This window comes from Bacillus mycoides, assembly GCF_000832605.1.
In the GTDB taxonomy this organism is placed as follows: Bacteria; Bacillota; Bacilli; order Bacillales; family Bacillaceae_G; genus Bacillus_A; species Bacillus_A mycoides.
Map to the genome: position 1 here is coordinate 3,117,174 of NZ_CP009692.1, position 21,879 is coordinate 3,139,052.

The window sequence follows — 21,879 nt, forward strand, 5'->3', positions numbered from 1 at the left end:
TAACTTGAAGGAATGGGAGAGTTAAGCATGAACATACATACAGGAGAAATACAATTAGTGCCGTATAAGGAGCAATATAAAGAGATAATACAATCATTTACTTTACCAAGTGAACAAGTTCAATTTACGGCGAATCCAGGTGAATTACTGGAGAAAGCGAAAAATGTAGTTGTTATTTTAGACTATAACGGAGTACCTGTCGGTGTATTTATATTACAAACAGGTGATAGGGTACAGGAGTTTACAGAAAATAAGGATGCCATACTTTTAACTTCTTTTTCCATTAATCACAATAAACAAAATAAGGGATATGCTAAAAAATCATTGGCGTTATTACAAGAATTTGTAAAATATTATTATCCAGTAAAAAATGAAGTGATTCTTGCTGTAAATGAAAAAAACATTCCGGCACAAAAGTTATATGAGAAAGTTGGATTTCAAGATAAAGGGTTTAGAAGAATGGGACCAATTGGACAACAATTCATATTACATTTACCTATAACGAGATAATGAGATAACAAAGCTTACTCTTGAAAAAAATCATGTAGTAAGTTTTTTAATTTGAGATATTTTCCGTACATGATATGTTAGATGTATTAAAGTAAGTATTCGAGAAGCATGAAGGTGCAAAACAATTCGATTGTTAAGCATTTAAATACGTGAGGGGTAATCATATGACAATTTATATTGCACTACTACGGGGAATTAATGTAGGTGGACATAAAGTAATCAAAATGGCAGATTTGAAAATAATGTTTGAATCAATAGGGTTAAAAAGAGTGAAAACATATATTCAAAGTGGAAATGTAGTGTTTGAGTCAGAAGAAGAGATAAGTTTTTTAAAGGAACGAATTGAATGTGAAATTAAGAACGTTTTTGATTTCAATGTTCCAGTCATGTTACGAGCAAATGATGAATTTATTAATATTATTAAAAAGTGTCCTTACGAGACCCATTCGTTATTAGAAGGAGAAAGTGTACATGTGGCCTTTTTAGCTAATCCACTTTCTGAAGAAGACAGTAAGCGGTTACTTATGTACAAAAGTGACATAGAAGATTGCCATATCGAAGGAAGAGTAGTGTATTTATTTTTCAAAAAAAGCATTCGTAATTCTAAACTAATGAACCAGTTTCAAAAATTACATACGCCAGCTACAGTAAGGAACTGGCGGACTGTGAATAAGCTGAAAGCAATAGCAGAAGGTATTTAAACATAAAAAAGTGGTTTTCTGCATTTAGAAAACCACTTTTTTTATTTATATTGTTTGGCGACAATGAGTTCAACAATAGGGAAAATAAGAAAGGAAGAACAGAGTGCAATAAAGAGTGGAAGGTTTTTTACACCATCCAAATTGGAACCCATAGAAAATCCTTCCGAGCAGAGTAATATAAGGAACATAACACCTACAAGCACAAAATACGCGATTTTAAAGCTTTTATATGTAATTTGTTGTCCCATCTCATCTTGACTTTCTTTCGATACTCCGTTTGGATCTCCCCATGTAATATGATTAATTAAATTACTAAGTATTAAAGAAGAAGCGAAAATAGTCCCACCCAAAATTGAACCTTCAGTTATGTATTTGTATGTGCCATGTACAAGTATAGCGATTAAAGATAAAGTTATGATTACAAAAATAATTTTTTTAGTATTCAATATATAATTGCACCTCCACTTTTGTAAAAAACTCTTTACATCCATAGTATAAAATTGGAAAAGTTTTATGTCAAACATTTTTTACATATGAAGTGAATGTTTATGATATTTTGTTTAAAGGATGAAGAAAAAATTACATTACATTTGAATGTAAAAGAATGGGCTCGCATATATTTGGAAGGGATGTCAGATTAATTTAGGGGGTAGTTATGTCTATTCTTTTAAAAGCTGGTGCAGATGCAGGAAATAATGGTTTGAAGTTAATGGTGAAAGGGCAGGAACCTATTTTTATTCCGAGTATTTATTCCTTATATATAGGTGAGTCTACGGGGTTGTTAGATGAGGGTGAAGTTTCATCGTCAGAATTAGAGAATCACATTGATGTGACCATTAGTTCTCCATCGCTAATGTTAAATAATGTACGATACATCGTTGGAGAAAAAGTGATTCAAGATCAATTAAAAGGTACTGAAGTGGAGAAAAAATCAAATAAATCTACTGATGAGTTAATGGTCATTACAATCCTTTCAGGTTTAGCGATAAGTGCTATGCGTCAAAGCCCTACTTCAAGTCATATTAATATTCGTTATGATTTATCTGTTGCTCTTCCAATGCAACTTATTACACAGGAAATTGCTGCTGAAAATGCGAAACGGTATATGGGTAATCACAAGGTCATATTCCATTATCCAAATGGACGCGATGTTACGATTAATGTTTCTATTGAGTTTTGTAAATGTCTACCTGAAGGCGCTTCTGGGACGTGGGGGATTGTATATGATGAGGAAGGAAATGTTGTGAAACATAAAATAGAATGTGAACAAAATCAAGTTTCAGAAATTGATTTTGTAGATAAAACTTTATTGTCTTTTGATATTGGCGCGGGGACAACGGAAGAAGTTGTTTCATTAGGGGTAAATTTCCGTCCGCAATTAAGTAAAGGATTATCGTACGGTGTAAAAGAAACGTTACTACAAATTATTACGAGATGGAATCGGAAATATCCTACGAAAACAATTGATAGCATTACAGAATTTAACCAAATTTATTTAAATGAAAAGCACCCAAGAAATGCATTGTTAGTTGAGGAATCGCAGCCAGCATTTTTAGGTTTAGCAGCACGTGTCGCAACGGATATTATTAACAAAATTGATGATATGAAAGACGATCCATATGTATTTATTTATGGTGGGGGCGCAGTTATTATTAAAAATAGCTTAAAAATGATTTTGAAACAAAAAGGACGCTTGAAAAATGTGATCTTTGTAGATAACCCGTTATTCACCAATGCTCGTGGGTTATTAGTATATACATGCTCGCCAAAATATAGAGAGCATAAGCAAAAAGAGTTAGGGTTTACAAACTTAACGATAAGTTAGTTGGTGGAAGTATGCGATCTAGGCGATATAAACGTGGTGATCGAGTGAAAATTAACATTAATAAATCAGTATCGCCTGAAATGATTGCTTGGCTTAATAAACAATCTAATCCAACTAATTTCTTTTTCTTTGCGGCCCAGCAATTATTTAAACAAGTAGGAGATATTGATGTATCAAAAACCTTGCCAAGTAGCCATGTTTTTTCTTTATATATAGAACCATCATCTCTATTAAAAGTTGAAATGAATCCATTTAAACACGTACCACTAGAAAATAGTAAATCCACCGAAAATGTAAAAAAAAAATCGTGGGAATCTGTTGACCAGTTAGATTGTCCATTTTTTTAAGCATAGAAAAATATAGGTAGAGCCCATCACTATACATACGAATGCAGTGATGGGTTTTTGATATTGTATCGTAATCTTTATAAAGTGAAACTATAATCAGTGGGGGTTTTGTTCATCCCCCACTGATTATTAGTTGAACCAATCGGGCGTTTACGGGCAGTTTATCTCCCACCTAATTTCTTTGCTTCAGCTGAATTTTGAGGTGGGAGTTTTACTGCCCACAAATAGCGGGATAAATAGAAGGGGCAAAACAATTTGTGCCCCTTCTAATAGTTGTTCTTATCTTATACAGGATATATGTTCTGAAACTGCTTTAATAATTTTATCCCAGTCATCGGGATGAATCTCGTGCCCTGTACCTTCAAGGGATAATAGCTTTGAGTTCGGAATTTCATCAATAAGTGCGAGTCCATGTTCAAGTGGAAGAGCTGTATCGTCCGTACCATGAATTACTAAAGTAGGTACTAGTAACGACTTTAGTATACCTTCATAAGAATCATCACCTGTAAGGAGGGCGTGATTAAACATACTTAATAGATTGTTAGCACGTTCTATTTCTTGCTTTACTTGTTTTAAAGTTCTTGCTTCATCAAATATACGCTTTGATCCACAGAGTAGACGTGATCCTGTAATTAAATATTTCGCTATAACATCTTTATTTGTCCAATCTAAATTTGCACCATTAGCATGATGTGTCAAAATTCTTTCATCCATTGGAGGCAAATCACGAGTATTGTTATCAGATCCAATAACGCTTGTTGCTAGTAATGTTAAGGTCAAAATTCTTTCTGGGTGTTTTACTGCAGCAATTTGAGCAATCATACCTCCTAATGACATGCCAAAAAGGTGTGCCTTGTCAATATGATACGCATCGAGTACTCTGATTGCATCTTCAGCCATATCTGCTACAGTGTAATTGGAAGTCCCAGGCTCATATGTAACAGAACGCCCAACATCACGGTTATCATAGCGAATGACAAACCTTCCTGTGCTAGCTAACCTTTCACAAAATTCTTCATCCCAATAAACCATTGAACACGTAGCTCCCATAATTAATAATATTGCTGGGTTATTAGGATTTCCAAAGCTTTCTGTACATATATCAATACCGTTTACTTTGAAAACTTGTTCACTCATAGCACACTCTCCGTTTCATTTAAAGGTCATTAATAAATAAAGAGAAATATAACTTTGGGTGTTTCTTAGGCGTAAATTAGATTGTATTTAAGTGAAATAAATGTTTTTTGCACTCATGATGCTTAATTAGTAGAGTAGCATAAATATCACCTCCTAACATATTTATTGTCATCCAAGGCGGAAAATTTTGAAAAATAATTGTTTGTTATTACAATAAACAACAAGGAGGAGAGGAAATGAAAGCAATTGTTATTAATCAATATGGTAGTGTTGAAGCATTACAAGAAAGACAAGTTCCTAAACCAGTTGTTAAATGTAATGAAGTATTAATACGTATACACGCAACATCTGTCAATCCTGTTGATTGGAAAATAAGAAAGGGAGACTTACAAGAAAAGTTGCGATTTTCATTTCCAATTACATTAGGATTAGATGTTGCTGGAATAGTTGAAGAAGTTGGAGAAGATGTGAATCATTTTAAAATAGGAGATAAAGTGTTTACGAAACCTGAAAATACAGGGAAAGGTTCTTATTCTGAATACATTACAGTGAAATCAAATTTAGTAGCGCAAATGCCTAATAATCTTAATTTTGAAGAAGCAGCATCTATACCTCTTGCAGGACTTACAGCTTGGCAAAGTCTTGTCGATTATGCACAAATAAAAGAAAATGACCGAGTATTAATTCATGCTGGAGCGGGCGGAGTAGGGAGTTTTGCAATTCAAATCGCAAAATCATTTGGGGCTTTTGTCGCAACAACTGCAAGTAGTAAAAATGAAGAGTTTTTAAAGTCTTTAGGTACTGACCTTGTTATTGATTATAAAAAAGATAAATTTGAAGAGCTACTATCAGATTATGATATTGTGTTAGATACAATCGGCGGAGAAGTACAAGAAAAAAGTTTTCAAATTATTAAATCTGGTGGTGTTCTAGTTTCTATCGTTCATGAACCACTTCATGAAGTAAAGGGTATAAGATCAGGATTTTTATGGTTAAAACCAAGTGGAAAGCAATTAGACGAATTAACTAGTTTGATCCAAGCTGAAAAAATCAAACCAATCATTAATAAAGTTGTGCCGTTTAATGAAAAAGGCGTTAGAGAAGCTCATATTTTGAGTGAAAGTCAGCATACTAGAGGGAAAATTGTAATTACGATGGAATGATATTTACATAAATATACGAGTGGTGACTATAAAAAATAAAAATTGTCACCACTCATATAAACTACAATTTTTGCACGACAAAAGTAATCGCATTCGTATTTAATTGAATGTGTTTACCGTTTCGTACAATATCATACGCTAAATTTTTCATTTCAACTTTTACTTCTTTCCATTCGTTATAAACGCCTTTTAGTGTACGTATCATTTCTTCCGTAGAAAGGTTAATTTCAATTAAAGCATCTAATTCTTCTCCTGTTTCTAAATCTATTTCTTAAATGTTAGAGTTAACTATTAAACAATTGATACCGCCACTCTTTGTCCCATTTTTCATAGTGTGAAGCACTTTTTTAAAATCGTCTATTGATCTAACATGTTCTAAACTTGATACTGCAACGATGTATTCATAAGTATTAGGAGCAATATAGTAGTCTTCAATTGCTGCTTGTTCCGTTTTTATGTATTCAAATACACCATATTCTTTTCTATAAACTTGTAACTTCATTAAAGCCGAATCAAGTAGATCAATACAAGTAACAGTGCCGCCACTATTCATAATTTTTTGTGCAATCGGAGTACTGTTTCTACCGACACCAGAGCCAAGGTCCAGTATTTGTAGGTCTTTCTGTTCTTCAAGATAGTTCAGCATGTCCATAACTGTTTTAACAGGTTTATAAAGCCAAGATCCCGCTTCGAATAATTTATATTGTTCATAGCAAAGATCGTGATACTTTTTCTCTTCTTGTCTTATGTAATCGATTCTGTTCATAGTGTTTCAGCTCCAATAGTTTCATGGCGAAATGAATAGGTTGGACAACCTTTAACATTCATTTGAATTCGAAATATACCACCAGCATGTGGGTACTGTTTTAATTCCGCATCAGTCATTCTTGTTCTGGCTGTTGTGATATATAAATCGGTCAAATTAGGTCCTCCAAATGTACACGACGTTACATATAAAGCAGGAATCGGAATACTTAAAATCTGTTCTCCAGTCAAGGGATTCCATCTAGTAATCTTCGAGCCTCCCCAATGTGCAATCCATAAACAACCTTCTACATCAATTGTCATACCATCGGGTAGACCTTCATTTTCAGGGAAGATGATAACATCTGTTGGATTGCTAATTACACCAGTATGTATATCATAATGAAAACGGACTACTTTTTTTGTAGGTGTATCAATAAAATAAAGGTATGTATCGTCAGGAGACCATGCTATGCCGTTTGATGTATTTACATGTGATACCTTTTTCTCTACTTGGAGATTATTATTTAAAGAATACAAGGAACCGGCGCCACTTATACCATATAAGTCAGTAGTGCCTGCCCAAAAGCGGCCAGCCGGATCGCATTTCCCGTCATTAAAACGATTTTCTATTAAATGTGGTTCAGGATCATAAATATGTGTAAGCTCTTCTGTATTTAGATTAAAAGAATAAAACCCTTTTTCTAGAGCTAAAAGTACTACATCATCTAGATATGGAACGACACAGCCGATTTGCTGATTGAGGGCAATCACTCGGTTTGAATTATTAGCGGGGGTATAAATGCATAGTTTTTTCTCCATAATATCAACCCAGTATAAAAGCTGCTTTTTTTCATTCCAACATGGTCCTTCAGCTAAACTTGCTTTAGCATCTAAAACTAATTCTATATTACTGAACAAGATGTTCACCTCGCTTTATAAGATATTTATATAATTCGATAAGAATAGAGGTAAACCTTTTGTGAGAGATTATTAAGATTTGCAATGTCGAAAACAGACCTTTTCAAGTTATTAAAAAAATGTATAAACACTGTGAGGAAAATGCATATGCTGTTTTATGAGATTGTTTGCTTTTCGTGTAAAAATATATTCCGAGTATACGAAGGAAGTGAAAAATATAAGCGATTTAAAGAGAAACCGAAAGGGACATATTGTTGTGATGAGTGTAGCCACAGAATTCAATTAGAAGCGATAAAATGTTTTTTTTAGGTAGTTTTATATTTTTGTTCAGAAAAATTTGACAATATATACGTTATAAATTATCATATGTAAAAACTAATATTCAAAATGGCATTGAAGAGAAGAGTAGTTAAGAAAGAATACGTACAGAGAGCTCTGGTAGCTGAGAAAGAGCGGTATACATCTTAATGAAAAAAGACTTAGAGCTGCGCAAGGAACTAATTCATTTAGGGATGGTGCGACGGGTTCTCCCGTTATAGAGATAGGGTATAAGCATGTTCTGCCGTACCTGAAGAGGTTAATATGGTGACGTATTAACAAACTGAGGTGGTACCGCGAAGTTAATAACTCTCGTCCTCAAGATGAATAATCTTGGGGGTGGGAGTTTTTTTATTGCATAAAACTGAAAATGTGAAAACAAAAATACAATTGAGGTGAGTAACATATGCATTGGGCGTATGAAGTAGCACATGAATTGATTAGAAAAAATCCAAACAAAGAAACTTTTGTTTGTGCAGCTGGAATTAGTCCATCTGGTTCTGTTCATATTGGGAACTTCCGTGAAATAGTAACGACTTATTTCGTTGTAAGGGCTCTGCAAGATTTAGGGAAAAAGACTCGTTTTATCTTTTCATGGGATGATTATGACAGGTTTAGAAAAGTTCCTAAAAATATTGATCCATCTTTTGCAAAATATATTGGTATGCCATACTGTGATATTCCTGATCCGTATGGGTGTCATAACTCGTACGCAGAGCATTTTGAAAAAGAGTTTGAGAAATCGCTCCAAGCATTTGGGATTGAAGTGGAATTCATATATCAACATGCTGAATATAGAAGCGGAAGGTATAACGAAAACATATTAGAGTCTTTGTATAAAAGAAAAGAAAAGAAATATATGATATTTTAATGGGGTTTAAAACAGGAATACACCGAGAAGAAGATAGAGAAAACTTTTATCCCGTTACGTTATATTGTGAGAGCTGTGGGAAAGATACAACAACTATTACACATTTTGATGAAGTATTAAAAACAGTTAGGTATGACTGTGAATGTGGAAATCAAAATAAATTATCCATATTAAATACAAGTCAAATGAAACTGAATTGGAAAATCGATTGGCCGATGAGATGGATGATAGAGGATGTTATTTTCGAACCGGGCGGAAGAGATCATTCATCGGAAACTGGTAGTTATAATGTATCAAAAGAAATTGCAAGAGAAATATTCAATTGTGAAGCCCCTCAATACGTTGCTTATGATTTCATTGGAATTAAAGGGCATCATGAAAAAATGTCCAGTTCTTCAGGGAATAGTATTACACCTAGGGACTTATTAAAAGTGTATGTACCAGATGTGATTCTTTTTATGTTTGCAAAATATAGGCCCGGCGCAGCTTTTCATATTGGACTTGATGAAGATGTGATTCGCAATTATACAGAGTATGAGAGATTGAAGGATAGTTATGAAAATAAAACACTCAAAAATGAAGATTTATTTGATGCAATTAAACTTTCTAGACTTGATAGCCAATTTAAAGAGTATCCAAAGTTTAATCAAGTAGCAGGAACTTTACCGTTATTAAATTTTGATTCATCTATTTTACAAGATATATTAGAGAAAATAGATAGGAGCTATGCATTACCTGAAATGATAGCGATAAGTAATCGTGCTGAGTATTGGATAAGAAACTTTCAATCTAAAAAATTAATTGCGGTAAATAAAGAGAAAAATACGGAGTTTTATAACACATTAGATGAACGGCAGAAAAAATGGCTAGTAGAAGTTTGTAAAATAATTCGTTCTAATAACGATCATTCTAAACTAATGGAGCAATTGTATACGATTTGTCATCATGAAAATATAAAAATAATGAAAGAAAATCAAAAACAATTATTTACCATTTTATATAGGCTCATTATGAATCAATCAAGTGGTCCACGTATACCATTATTAATACATGTGGTAGGCGCTAGAAAATTCGTCACATTATTAGATTTCTAAAATATAGTTAAAAGCAACGCAAGTACTCAATAGAATAAGTACTTGCGTTGCTTAATTTTTACTATCTTGAATACATTTTTGGACATTCATCACCACTTGGTTCGTAAAAGCAATGGCTTTTAAATTGCCCTGCAAACGGCTGATTATACCATTCGGGTGGACAAGCTCCAACTGGACGAAAATACCAAAGAGCCCATCGTGCTGGCCAGCGCCATTCACCTTGTAAAACTTTTCTTGCGATTTCTTTTTCTGATTCACGGGCGCGTTGGTAAAAATATCCGAATTGCACTGCTTCGAATCCGCCAGGGCTTTGATATACTGCATCACGCACAGATCGAAGTTGTTTAAAATCTAAACAATCACAAAACACACGATTTACGACAACACAGCCAACAAGTTGTTCACCTTGTCGTCCTTCACCTTCAGCTTCAGCTCGAATTAAACGAGCTAGTAAATCAACGTCACTTTCGTTGTATGGAATAAGGGGCATTGTAATACCACCTTTCTTTACCTGTTATAGTAAAGAGTGTATGTTTCAAAATGAGCTAAGTGCATTTTTCTTGAAAATAACTACTAATTTTAAAAAGGAGCTTATACAGATAAAAGCTAATTATTATATAGAAGATAAAAACGAAAAAGGAGGGGTACTATGCATCGTATACATAAAGAACATATCATTTACGCAATGTCACCAGAAAATAATCCATGTATTGAAGTAGAAATTGGGAGCCGTCTTGTATTTGAAACATATGATTGCTTTGAAAATCAAATTGATTCTGAAGATGTTGTGTTTCAAGAATTAGATTGGAATCGAATTAATCCAGCGACTGGACCTGTATATATTAAAGGCGCAGAACCTGGCGATATTTTAGTCGTAATGATTGAAAAAATTAAAATTGCAGGGCAAGGCGTTTTAACGACAGGTGCGAACCTTGGTGTAATGGGTGATAAGTTAAATGAAAATACAGTAAAAATTGTCCCAATACATAATGGACATGTTTCATTTTCAAATGAACTGCAAATTCCAATTAATCCAATGATTGGTGTGATTGGTACTGCACCGAAAGAAGAGAGTATTTCATGTGGTACACCGCATGATCATGGCGGGAATATGGATTGTAAAGAGATTAAAGAAGGAACAGCATTATTATTACCTGTAAATGTTCCTGGTGCTCTTTTAGCATTAGGTGATTTACACGCTGCGATGGGTGATGGTGAAATTGGTGTTAGTGGAGTAGAGGTTGCTGGTGAGGTAACTGTAACTGTTCAGACTATAAAAGGAAAGAAATGGCCATTACCATTGGCTATTCAAAAAGAAAAAATAATGACGATTGCTTCAGAGAAATTGCTAGATGATGCAGCGAATCGTGCTGTACGTAATATGGTGACATTTTTACATGAAGAATTAGAAATGTCTAAAGCTTATGCAACTCTTTTATTATCAGCAGCAGGTAATTTAAAAATTTGCCAAGTTGTGGATCCACTAAAAACGGCGCGGATGGAACTAGGAAGGGAATATGTGGAGAAGTTAGGATTTTCTCTAAATGCATTTCATATTAAATAAGAAAAATAGAAAAAGGATACTTTTGTATAAAAGTATCCTTTTTCTATTTTACGGATTTTGTGAAAAGAGGTAGTATTTATTTATATAAGTATATTTGAGATTGTGGATCAAAAAGGAGTTCAGAGATGGTTAAAATTATGATTGTTGAAGATGATATGAAAATTGCGGAGTTATTATCAACATATGTTGCGAAATACGGTTACCAAGGAATTATTGTAACGGATTTTCAAAATGTGTTAGACATATTTTTAGAAGAACAACCGGAGTTAGTTTTATTAGATATTAATTTACCAAGTTTTGATGGTTACTATTGGTGTCGTCAAATTCGCGGGGTTTCCACATGTCCGATTTTATTTATTTCGGCCCGTGAAGGTACGATGGATCAAGTTATGGCGTTAGAAAATGGTGGCGATGATTTTATTCCGAAGCCGTTTCATTATGAAGTTGTAATGGCGAAAATTCGTAGTCATTTAAGACGTGCTTATGGAGACTATGCACCGAAACTAGAAGAACGAATGATTGAGCAACAAGGTCTTAGTTTATATCCCGAAAGACTTGTATTAAAACTTAGGAACCAAGAGATTGATATAACGAGAAACGAAGCCATTTTATTAGAGATGTTAATGAAAAACTATCCGCGTGTTGTGAGTAGGGAAGTATTATTAAATAAATTATGGGATAGTGAATCTTATGTTGATGATAATACATTAAGTGTAAATACAACACGTGTGCGTAAAAAGTTAAAAACGTTACAAATTGAAGGAGCAATTGAAACAATTCGTAGTGTTGGATATAGATTACATATTACTTGGGATAATGGTATGGAAAAATGATAAGGTTATTTATACGTGATCATATACCACTTATTTGTTTTACTGCGATCCAACTACTAGCCATATTCTTAGTTTATTGGTTTGATGGGCATAATCATATTTCAACGGCATTATATGCAATGTTTTTAGGTGCTTTTTTTATGGTAAGTTATTTAGTATTTCGTTATTTTACACATCGTTCTTTTTATGAACGTTTAGCAAATCCGTTGCAATCTTTGGATGAATCTGTTCAAAAATCTGATTTTGCAGTTTTATCTACTGCTCTCCAAGATTTGCTCGAAGTACAATATCGACATTATCAAAATCAGCTCCAGTTACAAGAGAGGAAAAATAATGATCATTTAACCTTTATGAATCAGTGGATTCATCAAATGAAAACACCTTTATCTGTAATAGAATTAATTACACAAGATGAAGTGGATTCACGTTTTGAAAGCATTAATGAGGAAACAGATAGGTTAAAAAAGGGGTTAGAGATGGCACTGTATGTCGCACGTTTAGAAGCATTTACACAAGATTTTTATGTAGAAAGAGTACAACTACATAAAATAGTGAATGATTCCGTGCATGAACATAAACGCTTTTTTATTCGGAATTTTGTATACCCAGAGCTTGAAATTGATAAGAGTATTACTGTAGAAAGTGATGCGAAGTGGTTACAATTTTTAATTGGACAAATAATATCGAATGCGATTAAATATTCATCAGGTAGTAGAGAAAAGATTAAAGTGAAAGCATGTAAGGAAGGTAATACAGTTGTACTTGAAATTACCGATAGTGGCGTAGGGATACCGAAGCAAGATTTACCAAGAGTATTTAAACCTTTCTTTACAGGAGAAAACGGTAGAGATTTTAAAGAATCAACAGGAATGGGATTATATCTTGTATATGAAATTACGAAACAATTAGGACATAGTGTAGGAATCCATTCAGAGGTTGGTAAAGGTACCGTTGTACGAATAATATTTTTTAATGTGTAAAAAGTGATTCAGGCTAAAGAACTTTTAAGATAAGTTTTTTAGCCTTGTTTTGTAATACTGATACAATTTGAGAATGTAAAATTATTTACATAAGAGAAGATAAACTCAACTGAAAAGGAAAAAGAACAACTAGTCATACACATGCTTTTTAGTAATAAAAGTGCTTTTTGGGTAATTGATAATGACTGGGGGATTGAAATGGATATTCGTAAAATGAGGTATTTCATAACAGTGGCAGAAGAATTAAACTTTAGTCGTGCAGCAGAGCGTCTTATGATGGCACAACCTCCTTTAAGTCAAGAAATTCGTAAATTAGAAGAAGAATTAGGAGTTCAACTTTTTCATCGAACAAAAAGAATGGTTGAACTTACGGATGCTGGAAAAATATTTTTAGAAGGTGCGCGGCAAACATTGCTTCAAGTAGATAGAACTATTAAAGAAACACAGCTTGCGGATGAAGGGAAGATAGGACATTTAATAATCGGTTTTGTCGATTCTACAGAAACCGTAATAGACATATTAAAAAAATTTCGAGAACGTTTTCCTAGAATACAGCTTATATTACGCGAGATGACAACAGACCAGCAAATAAAAGCGCTATATGAAAAACAAATTCATATTGGATTTATTCGTTCCAAGCAAAATAATGAAATATTAGTTTCCGAAGTTTGTTCTGAGGAATGTTTAAAATTAGTTTTGCATGAAGAGCATCCTTTAGTTTCGTTACGTAACATTTCAATCAAATCATTAGTTGATGAACCATTTATTTTATTTCCTCGTCATTTCGGTACAAATTTTTATGATTTAATTATTAGTTACTTTTGGGAACATGGAGTAAGTTTGAATATTGTTCAAGAGGCGATCCAAATGCAAACGATTGTGAATTTAGTTGCAGCAGGAATGGGGATTTCTGTCGTTCCATCATCGGTGGAAAGCTATAAAAAATCGGGTGTCATGTATAAAGACATTCAAGAAAATACACCGAAAATAAATTTATATGTTGGATGGAGACAAGATGAAAAGTCTGTCGTGTTAGAGAACTTCTTAACAGTTGTTAGAGAGGTTTATGCGACTTCACAATTTGAATTTGAAAAGTAAAAGCCCATCTTGATAGGATGGGCAGTGGAAATTTGGAAAGGGAAACTTCTATTTTTATTTTAAAGTCACTGATGATTCAACCTGTTTTACTCGGATCGTACTCAACGAAACCTTTTAGTACGCTATCAATTTGATCCATAATTTCAGGTTGCAATTTAACACTAGAAGCAATTACGTTTTCTCTTATTTGCTCCGGATTTGAAGCGCCAATAATTGCAGAGGAAACAGCTGGATTTTGTAGTACCCAAGCAACTGCGAGTTGTGGTAGGGTAAGATTAGTTTCTTGCGCGATGGGATTGAGTTTCTGAATTGCAGTGAGTACATCATCACTCATCCAACGTTGCACGAGTTTGTGGAAAAATGGTTTACCAGCATCTGAATTAGCACGTGATTGAGTCGGCAAGGGTTTACCAGGTTGATATTTTCCTGAGAGAATACCTTGTGCAAGGGGAGACCAAACAACTTGACCAAGCCCCTCACGTTGACATGTTGGTATTACATCAGTTTCAATAACACGCCACAACATCGAATATTGAGGTTGGCTAGCGATAAGTGGAATGTTCAATTCTCGTGCAAGTGCTGCACCGCGGGTAATTTGTTCTGATGTCCATTCACTTACGCCTAAGTAAAGGACTTTACCTTGTCTTACAAGATCAGCAAAAGCTAACATCGTTTCCTCAAGGGGAGTTGTTGAGTCAAATCTATGTGCATAATAGACATCAATGTAGTCTGTCTGCAACCGCTGTAACGATGCATTGCAATTTTCTATAATATGTTTTCTCGATAATCCACGATCATTTTTTCCAGGTCCGGTCGGATGGCATACTTTTGTACATAGTTCTATACTTTCTCGTCGTATACCTTTCAAAGACCGGCCAAGTACTTCCTCGGCTATCGTGTCCGAATAAACATCAGCAGTATCGAACGTTGTAATTCCAACATCCAGTGCGGCTTTCACACAATCATTTGCAATATCTTCATTTACTTTCCCGCCATGGTTTATCCAGTTCCCATATGCAATCTTACTTACTGTTAATCCACTGTTTCCTAGTTTGCTAAATTCCATTGTAGAATCCCTCCTTAAAAATGATAACTTTATTATAAGAACTGAAATGTAGTATGTATAATATATAATTAATCATAAATTTATATAAAAATTATATAAGAGGGAGTACTTAGAAGTTTATTACTAGGGAAATCTAAAGAAATTAGTACAACAAATGTAATTTATGCTTGTTCAATATGAAGTTAAGAAATGATAAATAGACCTAGAAGACAGTAATCTTTATGACAGCACATATAATTGCATTTACTCATACCATACTAGTATGGTACAATATGGTTACTTATGACGGAAAGGATTGATGGGTGGACGATGATTAACTAATCTTATTTTTAAATGTTGAAATTAAATAAATTTCAATTTCTAAAAAATAGGATTAGTCTGCCCAATTTCCATACAACGGTATTGCTATTTATGTTGTACAATAGCTTATTTGGGTATAAATATTTTAATGACTAATCCTGCCAAATTTATTTGGGAGGATTTTTTTATTCTCCCTTAATGAAAGGGATCGGTATTATGAAAGAACTTTTAAAATTAAATGATGTTTATGTTGAAATAAAGGAAAATACTTTGTTAGAGAAAATGAATGTGACAGTTAAACAAGGGGATGTTATCGGATTAATTGGTAAAAACGGTGCCGGTAAATCAACGTTACTTCAATTAATAAATGGGAAGATTGAGCCATCAAAAGGGATTGTTGAATGGCAGCAAATGAATATGACAACGGCATATGTTGAACAAGAAATAGAATCTTTTATTAGTAATGATATGATTGCAAAAGAAGCAGAACTTCTTGCGAAATGGGGCGTGCCAACGAACGATTTTCTTACTTTAAGTGGTGGTGAAAAGCTGAAAGTTCGACTAGCAAAAGGATTTGCCGAAAATCCTAATTTATTAATATTAGATGAACCGACAAATCATTTAGATGAGATGAGTACGGAATTTCTCATTAAGCAAATAAAAAATATGAAGGGTACAGTTATCGTTGTATCGCATGATCGATACTTTTTAGATGTTGTCGCAACTAGAATATGGTCAATTGAGGATAAGAAATTAATTGACCATATCGGTAATTATACGAGTTATATGAAAGCACGTGAGCATAAAAGAATGACGCAGCAGCGTGAATATGAAAAACAACAAAAAAAGATAGAACAAGTAGAAACACATATAAAAGAATTAAGTTCATGGTCACAAAAGGCACACGCACAGTCTACAAAACAAGAAGGAGTTAAAGAGTTTTATCGTGTAAAAGCGAAGCGAATGGATGCGCAAGTGAAGTCAAAACGAAAACGTCTCGAAAAAGAGCTGGAGAAAACGAAAGTAGAACGTCTGAAAGAAGAGTATTCAGTGGAGTTCTCTATTCAAGCGAATAAAAAAGTAGGAAAACGCTTTTTAGAAGTAAAGAAATTAAAAAAAGACTTTCATGGAAAGACATTATTTGAAAACGTTAATTTTACAATCCAGCACGGTGAGAAGGTTGCGATTGTTGGACCAAACGGTTGTGGGAAAACAACATTACTGAAGATGATTATGGGAACGGAAACTGTACAAGGAGAAGTATGGATTTCACCATCTGCAAACATCGGTTATTTAACACAAGAAGTATTTGATTTACCACTAGATAAAACACCAGAAGATTTATTTTTTAAAGAGACATTTGAAGAAAGAGGAAAAGTCCAAAGTTTAATGAAACATTTAGGATTCCAAGCTTCTCAATGGAAAGAGCCGATTGAGCATATGAGTATGGGAGAACGAGTAAAATGCAAGTTAATGGCTTATATTTTAGATGAAAAAGATGTACTTATTTTAGATGAACCGACGAATCACCTTGACCTTCCTTCACGTGAACAGCTTGAAAATACATTAGCTGAGTATAATGGAACACTCGTTATAGTTTCTCACGATCGATATTTTCTGGAGAAAACAACTAACACGAAACTCGTGTTTTTAAATAATACGATACAAAAGCAGCTAGAGGAACTTATTAAAACAAGAGATGATATTGAAGAGCTACGTTTAACATTAGAAACAGAGAGACAAGAAGTATTAGGTAAATTAAGCTTTTTAACTTCTAACGATAAAGAATATAAAGAACTTGATGAACGATTTATAGAACTTACGAAGCAGATTAAGGCGCTTTAATGTAATTAAGGGGGATTAACATGGGAGAAGAGAGTTCGACTAATTTATTTAGAATAGACTGTGGAGATATATACTTGCAAGAGTTTACTATCAAAGATGCGGAGAGTATTTATAAAATATCGAATCAACCGGAAATAGAACAGTTTTTACCAGACTGGAAATCAACGAAAGAACAAAGGATTGACTGGGTTATTAATGATGAAATACCAGCAAATAAAGCATTTCTTAATGCAGTGAAAAATACATGTAACATAGATGATCATATATTAAAGCTAGGAATATTTAATAAAGATACAAATGAATTTATTGGATGGTGCTGCACAAGCATTAAAGAAGAACTCCCTTCACCAAATAGAGAAATAATGTATGCTATTTCAAGCGAGTATCAAAGCAATGGTTACGCTACGAAAGCGACTAAAGGGTTAATTGATTATTTGTTTAAAAATACAAATGTAGATGTCCTCAACGCAATTGCTTTAATTAACAACGTACCATCAAATAAAGTTATTGAAAAATGTGGATTTACTTATTTGAGCAAACAGACGATAGAAAACCAACTATATAATCATTATTTATTAAGCAAATCAGAGTGGATAAAAAATATTGCTCTTTAAAAGGAGTTATAATGGAATGAAATGATTTTAAAAAAGCTTAGAGCTAAAGCTCTAAGCTTTTTTATGTACTATTTACTTTTGGATTATACTTATGAATTATAAGTTATTATTCATCGTTTTGAAGTTCTATAGTGATTCTTTATAATATATTTTATGTTGCTAATAAAGAATACAAGGAATACAGCAACTTTTAATGATGATAATCGTTTCTTAAACCCACTTTTATTTATATATTTAATAGGCTTACAAGGTGTCCTGGCAACTAGAAATAAGTAGCATTGTATTTTATGCTACTATATAGATATTACAAGATGAATAATCGTTAATTATAGTTTGAAAACAGGTTTGTTATCAGTTTTTTTAGAAATCTTACAAGCGTGTAAGATAAATGAAAGATGAATCAATATGTGCTATAAGACAATTCATTTACACTATATTGTGAGAAGTGCAAATGAAGGGAGAATATAAATGGAAATTCTACATGCAAAAAGTATTAGTAAAGTATATAAAGGGAAAGTACCTTTTAAAGCATTGGTAGATATTGATTTATCAATTCAAGAAGGTGAATTTATAGGGATTATGGGGCCATCAGGGAGCGGGAAAACAACGTTATTAAATATGGTATCTACTATCGACTCTCCAACATCGGGAGAAATATTAATAAATGGTACAAATCCTTTCCAGTTGACATCAGATAATTTGGCTTTATTCCGTAGGAAACAATTAGGATTTGTTTTTCAATCATTTAATTTACTTAGCACACTTACAGTAAAGGAAAATATCGTATTGCCGATGACATTAGATGGTGTTTCTGTACAAGAAATGAACAAACGAGTTGTAGAAATTGCAGAGAAATTAAATATTACAGATATATTGAGTAAAAGAACTTTTGAAATTTCAGGGGGGCAAGCTCAAAGAACAGCAATTGCTCGTGCAATTGTTCATAAGCCGCAATTATTACTTGCAGATGAACCAACAGGGAATTTAGACTCTAAATCTTCAAATGATGTAATGGAGATGCTAGATACTTTGAATAAAGAAGAAAAAGCTACGATGATGTTAGTTACACATGATCCGTATGCAGCGAGTTTTTGCAGCAGAGTCATATTTATTAAAGATGGTCAACTATATAACGAAATTTATTGTGGTGAAAGTAGGCAAGCATTTTATCAAAAGATTATGGATGTCCTTTCTTTGTTAGGAGGGAAAAGGCATGACTTTTCGTCAGTTCGCATTTAATAATATTTTTCGTAATAAGCGTACATATGCAGCTCATTTTTTAAGTAGTGCATTTTCTATTATGATTTTCTTTACGTATGCTCTTTTATTATTTCATCCTGATTTACAAGGTGAGTTGAAATCGACAAGTGCAACAATAAGTGCATTTGGTACATTGGGATTTTCAGTTTCGCAAGGCTTGATTTTTGTATTTTCATTTTTCTTCATTCTATATTCAGTTAGTTCATTTTTAAAAACGCGTAAGAAAGAATTTGGGATATTAATGATGCAAGGTATGTCAATGAGACAGCTTAAGAAATTATTATTAATTGAAAATATGTTGATTGGACTTGGCTCAATTTGTATAGGAATTCTAATTGGACTCGTATTTTCTAAACTAGTTTTATTGATAAGCGCAAGTGTATTAATGATTAGTAATGGTTTGCCTTTTTATATACCAGTGCAGGCCGTATTATTAACAGTCATCACATTTCTTTTATTATTTTTAATTGTTTCGCTCGTTACATTTAAAATGATAAAAGTAACAGAACTTGTGGAACTTATACAAGCAGAGGAAAAGCCAAAGCCAGAACCGAAAGCATCAATTTTATTATCGCTACTTTCTTTAATTAGTATAGGGTATGGATATTTTTCAGTATTTCGCTTTATCCCAAGTACTAATTTTATTACGCTTGGAATAGGGGTGCTCCTAGTAATTATAGGAACGTACTTTTTATATACACAGTGTAGCGTTTATATATTGCACCTTGCGAAAAGGAGAGAATCTTTCTTTTTAAAGAGAACAAATATATTAACATTTTCTGAATTAATTTACCGTATGAAAGATAATGCAACGATGTTTTTTATAGTATCTATTGTTTCAGCAGTTGCATTTACAGCGATTGGTACAACAGCTGCAATTGGAAATAGGGATTTGGTAAGGATGACAAATCCCTATACATTTTTGTATGGAAGTTTTGAAAACGACAAAGTATTAAATAAAAATCTTTCTATTATAAAAAAACACCTTTCTGATGCTAATATTCCGTATCGAATGGCTTCATCTTCATATATATACACGGAAAATGGTGTAGATGTAATGAAGTTAAGTGAATATAACGATCTTGCTAAAGCACTAGGCTATCAACAAGAAACAATCGAAAAAGAAGATGAAATTTTATTAATTCCTGGAGTCGTATCACAAAAACAAGAATTTAAAAATGGCGAGTATAAAAAGAATATAGAAGTCATTCAAGGAGATTGGACAAAGACATTTCATGTGAAAAAAGCCGTAGAAAATTTAGTTTTACCACATGATTCTAGAACTATTTATATCGCTGTTAAAGATCAGGTATATGATGGAATACCTCTTACTAGTGACCCAGTTAATAAAGACATTCAATATCGTACTTACGGATTTGTTGTAGACGATTGGATGAAAACGAAGGGAATTTCAAACGAATTAATTAGTAGATTTGAGAAAGATACTAGAGTAGGTAATTTTCAATTTCGGGCTTTAACTATAGATTTGTTAAGTGCAAAGCAAACGAATGGATTATTACTTATGGCAAGTGTTTTAGTCGGAATCGTCTTCTTCACATTCGCTGCTAGTTTTATTTATTTCCGATTATATACTGATTTGGATCGCGATCAACAGCAATATAAAATGATTTCGAAAATGGGATTAAGTAAACGAGAATTAAAGAAAATTGTAACGAGACAGTTATTATTAATGTTCTTCTTACCGATTGTTGTTGCAGTGATTCATACTGTAGTCGCTTATACGGCATTACAGCAATTAGTCGATTTTTCTATAATTAATAGCTCTATCGTTATTTTAATTTCATTTATATGTATACAAGTATTATATTTCTTTATAACCCGTTGGCGTTACCTGCAAAAGCTTTATAAGGTTATGGAGCAATAGAGTTTATTAGCTTTTAAGACTACATTAAAGTATGTGGAAAAAATGAACTGTATGATGAAAGGAAACGCGATGAAAAGAACTTTAACTATTTTTATGTTAACGATACTACTATTAATAAGTTTTAGTGCATGTTCTAAAAAGGAGAATCCATTTCCTGCAAACGGTTTATTAATCATTGGAAATGAAAATAAAATTTCACCAATTATTAATCGTTATCAAGAAATTACGAAAGAAAATGAAGTGTTTTCTGTGAAAACAGGTACTTATGGAAACGGACAGGTATTAATTTTAAATGAGTCTACAGCACAAGCATTGATTAAAGCTAAAGTTTTCCGTAAACGAGATAATGGCTCCAATTTTATGCCTGTAAATACGTTACCGAAATTCCCAAAAGAGGGTTCTCTACTGTTTGCACAAGAAGATGAAAAGACTTTGAAAAGTATTAAATTAGAAGGAAAAGAGGTCCCTGTCATATACAATAGTGACGCTTGGATAGGTAACAAGCGTAATTATCCAACGCAATGGTATGTGATTGTATCCAAAAATAATATATATAAGGAAATAAAAGCAAATGAAACAAAAATGCATCTTCTTCAATTAAAAAAATCTTTAGGTGACGAAAAACCTAAAATGTCGACAGATAATACATTGGTTAATGAAAATGTAAAAGTAAGAAAGCTAATTAAAGATTTTGAGGGAGAAGTATCAGTTCAGTTTTTAACGATTGAAGAAAAATCTTAAAAAAGAGTTCAAGGTTGATAAAGTTTCTATCAACCTTGAACTCTTTTTAGTTATAGACCATT

20 protein-coding genes, 2 pseudogenes and 1 other annotated feature are annotated in these 21,879 nt (G+C 33.0%); of the genes and pseudogenes, 16 read left to right on the top strand and 6 right to left on the bottom strand.

Annotation, left to right across the window (positions count from 1 at the left end):
* The first annotated feature begins 27 nt into the window (after positions 1–27).
* Positions 28–510, top strand: a complete 483-nt coding sequence (locus BG05_RS18055; protein ID WP_033734072.1) for a GNAT family N-acetyltransferase — start codon at positions 28–30, stop codon at positions 508–510.
* A gap of 164 nt (positions 511–674) precedes the next feature.
* Positions 675–1,211, top strand: a complete 537-nt coding sequence (locus BG05_RS18060) for a DUF1697 domain-containing protein (RefSeq protein WP_002013095.1) — start codon at positions 675–677, stop codon at positions 1,209–1,211.
* 41 nt (positions 1,212–1,252) lie between these two features.
* On the opposite strand, the gene BG05_RS18065 is transcribed toward BG05_RS18060, so the two are convergent.
* On the bottom strand, positions 1,253–1,657 hold the full coding sequence (locus BG05_RS18065; protein ID WP_016120322.1) for a hypothetical protein: 405 nt from the start codon (positions 1,655–1,657) through the stop codon (positions 1,253–1,255).
* Positions 1,658–1,866: 209 nt separating this feature from the next.
* Between BG05_RS18065 and BG05_RS18070 the strand changes: the two genes are divergently transcribed.
* Positions 1,867–3,036: a ParM/StbA family protein gene (locus BG05_RS18070; protein WP_002013097.1), complete on the top strand. Its 1,170-nt coding sequence runs from the start codon at positions 1,867–1,869 to the stop codon at positions 3,034–3,036.
* Between the two features lie 11 nt (positions 3,037–3,047).
* A complete protein-coding gene (locus BG05_RS18075; RefSeq protein ID WP_002085171.1) occupies positions 3,048–3,383 on the top strand; it encodes a hypothetical protein in 336 nt (111 codons plus the stop codon).
* 279 nt (positions 3,384–3,662) lie between these two features.
* On the opposite strand, the gene mleBCA is transcribed toward BG05_RS18075, so the two are convergent.
* Positions 3,663–4,520, bottom strand: coding sequence for a BCA family alpha/beta fold macrolide esterase (gene mleBCA / locus BG05_RS18080; RefSeq protein WP_003189913.1), 858 nt, complete (start codon positions 4,518–4,520; stop codon positions 3,663–3,665).
* 236 nt (positions 4,521–4,756) lie between these two features.
* Between mleBCA and BG05_RS18085 the strand changes: the two genes are divergently transcribed.
* Complete coding sequence (locus tag BG05_RS18085; RefSeq protein ID WP_003189915.1) at positions 4,757–5,683, top strand: NADP-dependent oxidoreductase; 927 nt, start codon at positions 4,757–4,759, stop codon at positions 5,681–5,683.
* Positions 5,684–5,744: 61 nt separating this feature from the next.
* Here BG05_RS18085 and BG05_RS18090 read toward each other — a convergent pair.
* Together BG05_RS18090 and BG05_RS18095 are read right to left on the bottom strand one after the other, a co-directional pair.
* Positions 5,745–6,449 (bottom strand): annotated as a pseudogene (locus tag BG05_RS18090) (class I SAM-dependent methyltransferase).
* Positions 6,446–7,348, bottom strand: a complete 903-nt coding sequence (locus BG05_RS18095; RefSeq protein WP_016120320.1) for an SMP-30/gluconolactonase/LRE family protein — start codon at positions 7,346–7,348, stop codon at positions 6,446–6,448. Before BG05_RS18095 ends, BG05_RS18090 begins: the two are co-directional and overlap by 4 nt.
* Before the next feature lie 141 nt (positions 7,349–7,489).
* Between BG05_RS18095 and BG05_RS29800 the strand changes: the two genes are divergently transcribed.
* Together BG05_RS29800 and lysS are read left to right on the top strand one after the other, a co-directional pair.
* Entirely contained in the window at positions 7,490–7,657 is a 168-nt protein-coding gene (locus tag BG05_RS29800; protein WP_080017264.1) for a DUF2197 domain-containing protein, read from the top strand.
* Positions 7,658–7,732: 75 nt separating this feature from the next.
* Positions 7,733–7,989: a binding site (T-box leader), on the top strand.
* Between the two features lie 83 nt (positions 7,990–8,072).
* A pseudogene (gene lysS / locus BG05_RS18100) lies at positions 8,073–9,631 on the top strand (lysine--tRNA ligase).
* A 61-nt stretch (positions 9,632–9,692) separates the two neighbouring features.
* Here the strand turns inward: lysS and BG05_RS18105 are convergent.
* Complete coding sequence (locus tag BG05_RS18105; protein ID WP_002085180.1) at positions 9,693–10,121, bottom strand: cell wall hydrolase; 429 nt, start codon at positions 10,119–10,121, stop codon at positions 9,693–9,695.
* Between the two features lie 159 nt (positions 10,122–10,280).
* Here BG05_RS18105 and BG05_RS18110 point away from each other — a divergent pair, with 159 nt between their 5' ends.
* The 4 genes from BG05_RS18110 to BG05_RS18125 all read left to right on the top strand — a co-directional run bounded on the left by BG05_RS18110 (position 10,281) and on the right by BG05_RS18125 (position 14,106).
* Positions 10,281–11,195: an acetamidase/formamidase family protein gene (locus tag BG05_RS18110; RefSeq protein ID WP_003189925.1), complete on the top strand. Its 915-nt coding sequence runs from the start codon at positions 10,281–10,283 to the stop codon at positions 11,193–11,195.
* Positions 11,196–11,320: 125 nt separating this feature from the next.
* Positions 11,321–12,028, top strand: coding sequence for a response regulator transcription factor (locus BG05_RS18115; protein WP_002127681.1), 708 nt, complete (start codon positions 11,321–11,323; stop codon positions 12,026–12,028).
* The gene (locus BG05_RS18120) at positions 12,025–13,008 is read left to right on the top strand and encodes a sensor histidine kinase (protein ID WP_002127680.1); all 984 of its coding nucleotides are present in this window, start codon (positions 12,025–12,027) and stop codon (positions 13,006–13,008) included. Before BG05_RS18115 ends, BG05_RS18120 begins: the two co-directional genes overlap by 4 nt.
* A 198-nt stretch (positions 13,009–13,206) precedes the next feature.
* Positions 13,207–14,106 (top strand): LysR substrate-binding domain-containing protein, encoded by a 900-nt coding sequence (locus tag BG05_RS18125; RefSeq protein WP_002168251.1) that lies wholly within the window; start codon positions 13,207–13,209, stop codon positions 14,104–14,106.
* A gap of 76 nt (positions 14,107–14,182) precedes the next feature.
* On the opposite strand, the gene BG05_RS18130 is transcribed toward BG05_RS18125, so the two are convergent.
* The gene (locus BG05_RS18130; RefSeq protein ID WP_002168252.1) at positions 14,183–15,172 is read right to left on the bottom strand and encodes an aldo/keto reductase family protein; all 990 of its coding nucleotides are present in this window, start codon (positions 15,170–15,172) and stop codon (positions 14,183–14,185) included.
* 516 nt (positions 15,173–15,688) lie between these two features.
* On the opposite strand from BG05_RS18130, the gene abc-f reads away from it, so the two are divergent.
* The 5 genes from abc-f (at position 15,689) to BG05_RS18155 (ending at position 21,817) form a co-directional block, all read left to right on the top strand.
* On the top strand, positions 15,689–17,317 hold the full coding sequence (abc-f, locus tag BG05_RS18135) for a ribosomal protection-like ABC-F family protein (RefSeq protein ID WP_033734662.1): 1,629 nt from the start codon (positions 15,689–15,691) through the stop codon (positions 17,315–17,317).
* A gap of 20 nt (positions 17,318–17,337) precedes the next feature.
* Positions 17,338–17,931, top strand: coding sequence for a GNAT family N-acetyltransferase (locus BG05_RS18140; RefSeq protein WP_041868003.1), 594 nt, complete (start codon positions 17,338–17,340; stop codon positions 17,929–17,931).
* 468 nt (positions 17,932–18,399) lie between these two features.
* Positions 18,400–19,170, top strand: coding sequence for an ABC transporter ATP-binding protein (locus BG05_RS18145; protein WP_002127673.1), 771 nt, complete (start codon positions 18,400–18,402; stop codon positions 19,168–19,170).
* Positions 19,145–21,076, top strand: coding sequence for an ABC transporter permease (locus BG05_RS18150; RefSeq protein ID WP_002168255.1), 1,932 nt, complete (start codon positions 19,145–19,147; stop codon positions 21,074–21,076). Before BG05_RS18145 ends, BG05_RS18150 begins: the two co-directional genes overlap by 26 nt.
* A gap of 69 nt (positions 21,077–21,145) precedes the next feature.
* Positions 21,146–21,817 carry a lipoprotein BA_5634 family protein gene (locus tag BG05_RS18155; protein ID WP_002127671.1) on the top strand — a complete coding sequence of 224 codons (672 nt, stop codon included), beginning with the start codon at positions 21,146–21,148 and terminating at the stop codon, positions 21,815–21,817.
* The last annotated feature ends 62 nt before the right edge of the window (positions 21,818–21,879 follow it).

What these genes read in the sequence shown, in the direction of transcription:
- BG05_RS18130 (WP_002168252.1), bottom strand. Translation starts at nt 15,172, where the DNA reads ATGGAATTTAGCAAACTAGGAAACAGTGGATTAACAGTAAGTAAGATT.
- BG05_RS18110 (WP_003189925.1), top strand. Translation starts at nt 10,281, where the DNA reads ATGCATCGTATACATAAAGAACATATCATTTACGCAATGTCACCAGAA.
- BG05_RS18140 (WP_041868003.1), top strand. Translation starts at nt 17,338, where the DNA reads ATGGGAGAAGAGAGTTCGACTAATTTATTTAGAATAGACTGTGGAGAT.
- BG05_RS18145 (WP_002127673.1), top strand. Translation starts at nt 18,400, where the DNA reads ATGGAAATTCTACATGCAAAAAGTATTAGTAAAGTATATAAAGGGAAA.
- BG05_RS18115 (WP_002127681.1), top strand. Translation starts at nt 11,321, where the DNA reads ATGGTTAAAATTATGATTGTTGAAGATGATATGAAAATTGCGGAGTTA.
- BG05_RS18075 (WP_002085171.1), top strand. Translation starts at nt 3,048, where the DNA reads ATGCGATCTAGGCGATATAAACGTGGTGATCGAGTGAAAATTAACATT.
- BG05_RS18055 (WP_033734072.1), top strand. Translation starts at nt 28, where the DNA reads ATGAACATACATACAGGAGAAATACAATTAGTGCCGTATAAGGAGCAA.
- abc-f (WP_033734662.1), top strand. Translation starts at nt 15,689, where the DNA reads ATGAAAGAACTTTTAAAATTAAATGATGTTTATGTTGAAATAAAGGAA.
- BG05_RS18085 (WP_003189915.1), top strand. Translation starts at nt 4,757, where the DNA reads ATGAAAGCAATTGTTATTAATCAATATGGTAGTGTTGAAGCATTACAA.
- BG05_RS18150 (WP_002168255.1), top strand. Translation starts at nt 19,145, where the DNA reads ATGACTTTTCGTCAGTTCGCATTTAATAATATTTTTCGTAATAAGCGT.
- BG05_RS18125 (WP_002168251.1), top strand. Translation starts at nt 13,207, where the DNA reads ATGGATATTCGTAAAATGAGGTATTTCATAACAGTGGCAGAAGAATTA.
- BG05_RS29800 (WP_080017264.1), top strand. Translation starts at nt 7,490, where the DNA reads ATGCATATGCTGTTTTATGAGATTGTTTGCTTTTCGTGTAAAAATATA.
- BG05_RS18120 (WP_002127680.1), top strand. Translation starts at nt 12,025, where the DNA reads ATGATAAGGTTATTTATACGTGATCATATACCACTTATTTGTTTTACT.
- BG05_RS18155 (WP_002127671.1), top strand. Translation starts at nt 21,146, where the DNA reads ATGAAAAGAACTTTAACTATTTTTATGTTAACGATACTACTATTAATA.
- mleBCA (WP_003189913.1), bottom strand. Translation starts at nt 4,520, where the DNA reads ATGAGTGAACAAGTTTTCAAAGTAAACGGTATTGATATATGTACAGAA.
- BG05_RS18105 (WP_002085180.1), bottom strand. Translation starts at nt 10,121, where the DNA reads ATGCCCCTTATTCCATACAACGAAAGTGACGTTGATTTACTAGCTCGT.
- BG05_RS18060 (WP_002013095.1), top strand. Translation starts at nt 675, where the DNA reads ATGACAATTTATATTGCACTACTACGGGGAATTAATGTAGGTGGACAT.
- BG05_RS18070 (WP_002013097.1), top strand. Translation starts at nt 1,867, where the DNA reads ATGTCTATTCTTTTAAAAGCTGGTGCAGATGCAGGAAATAATGGTTTG.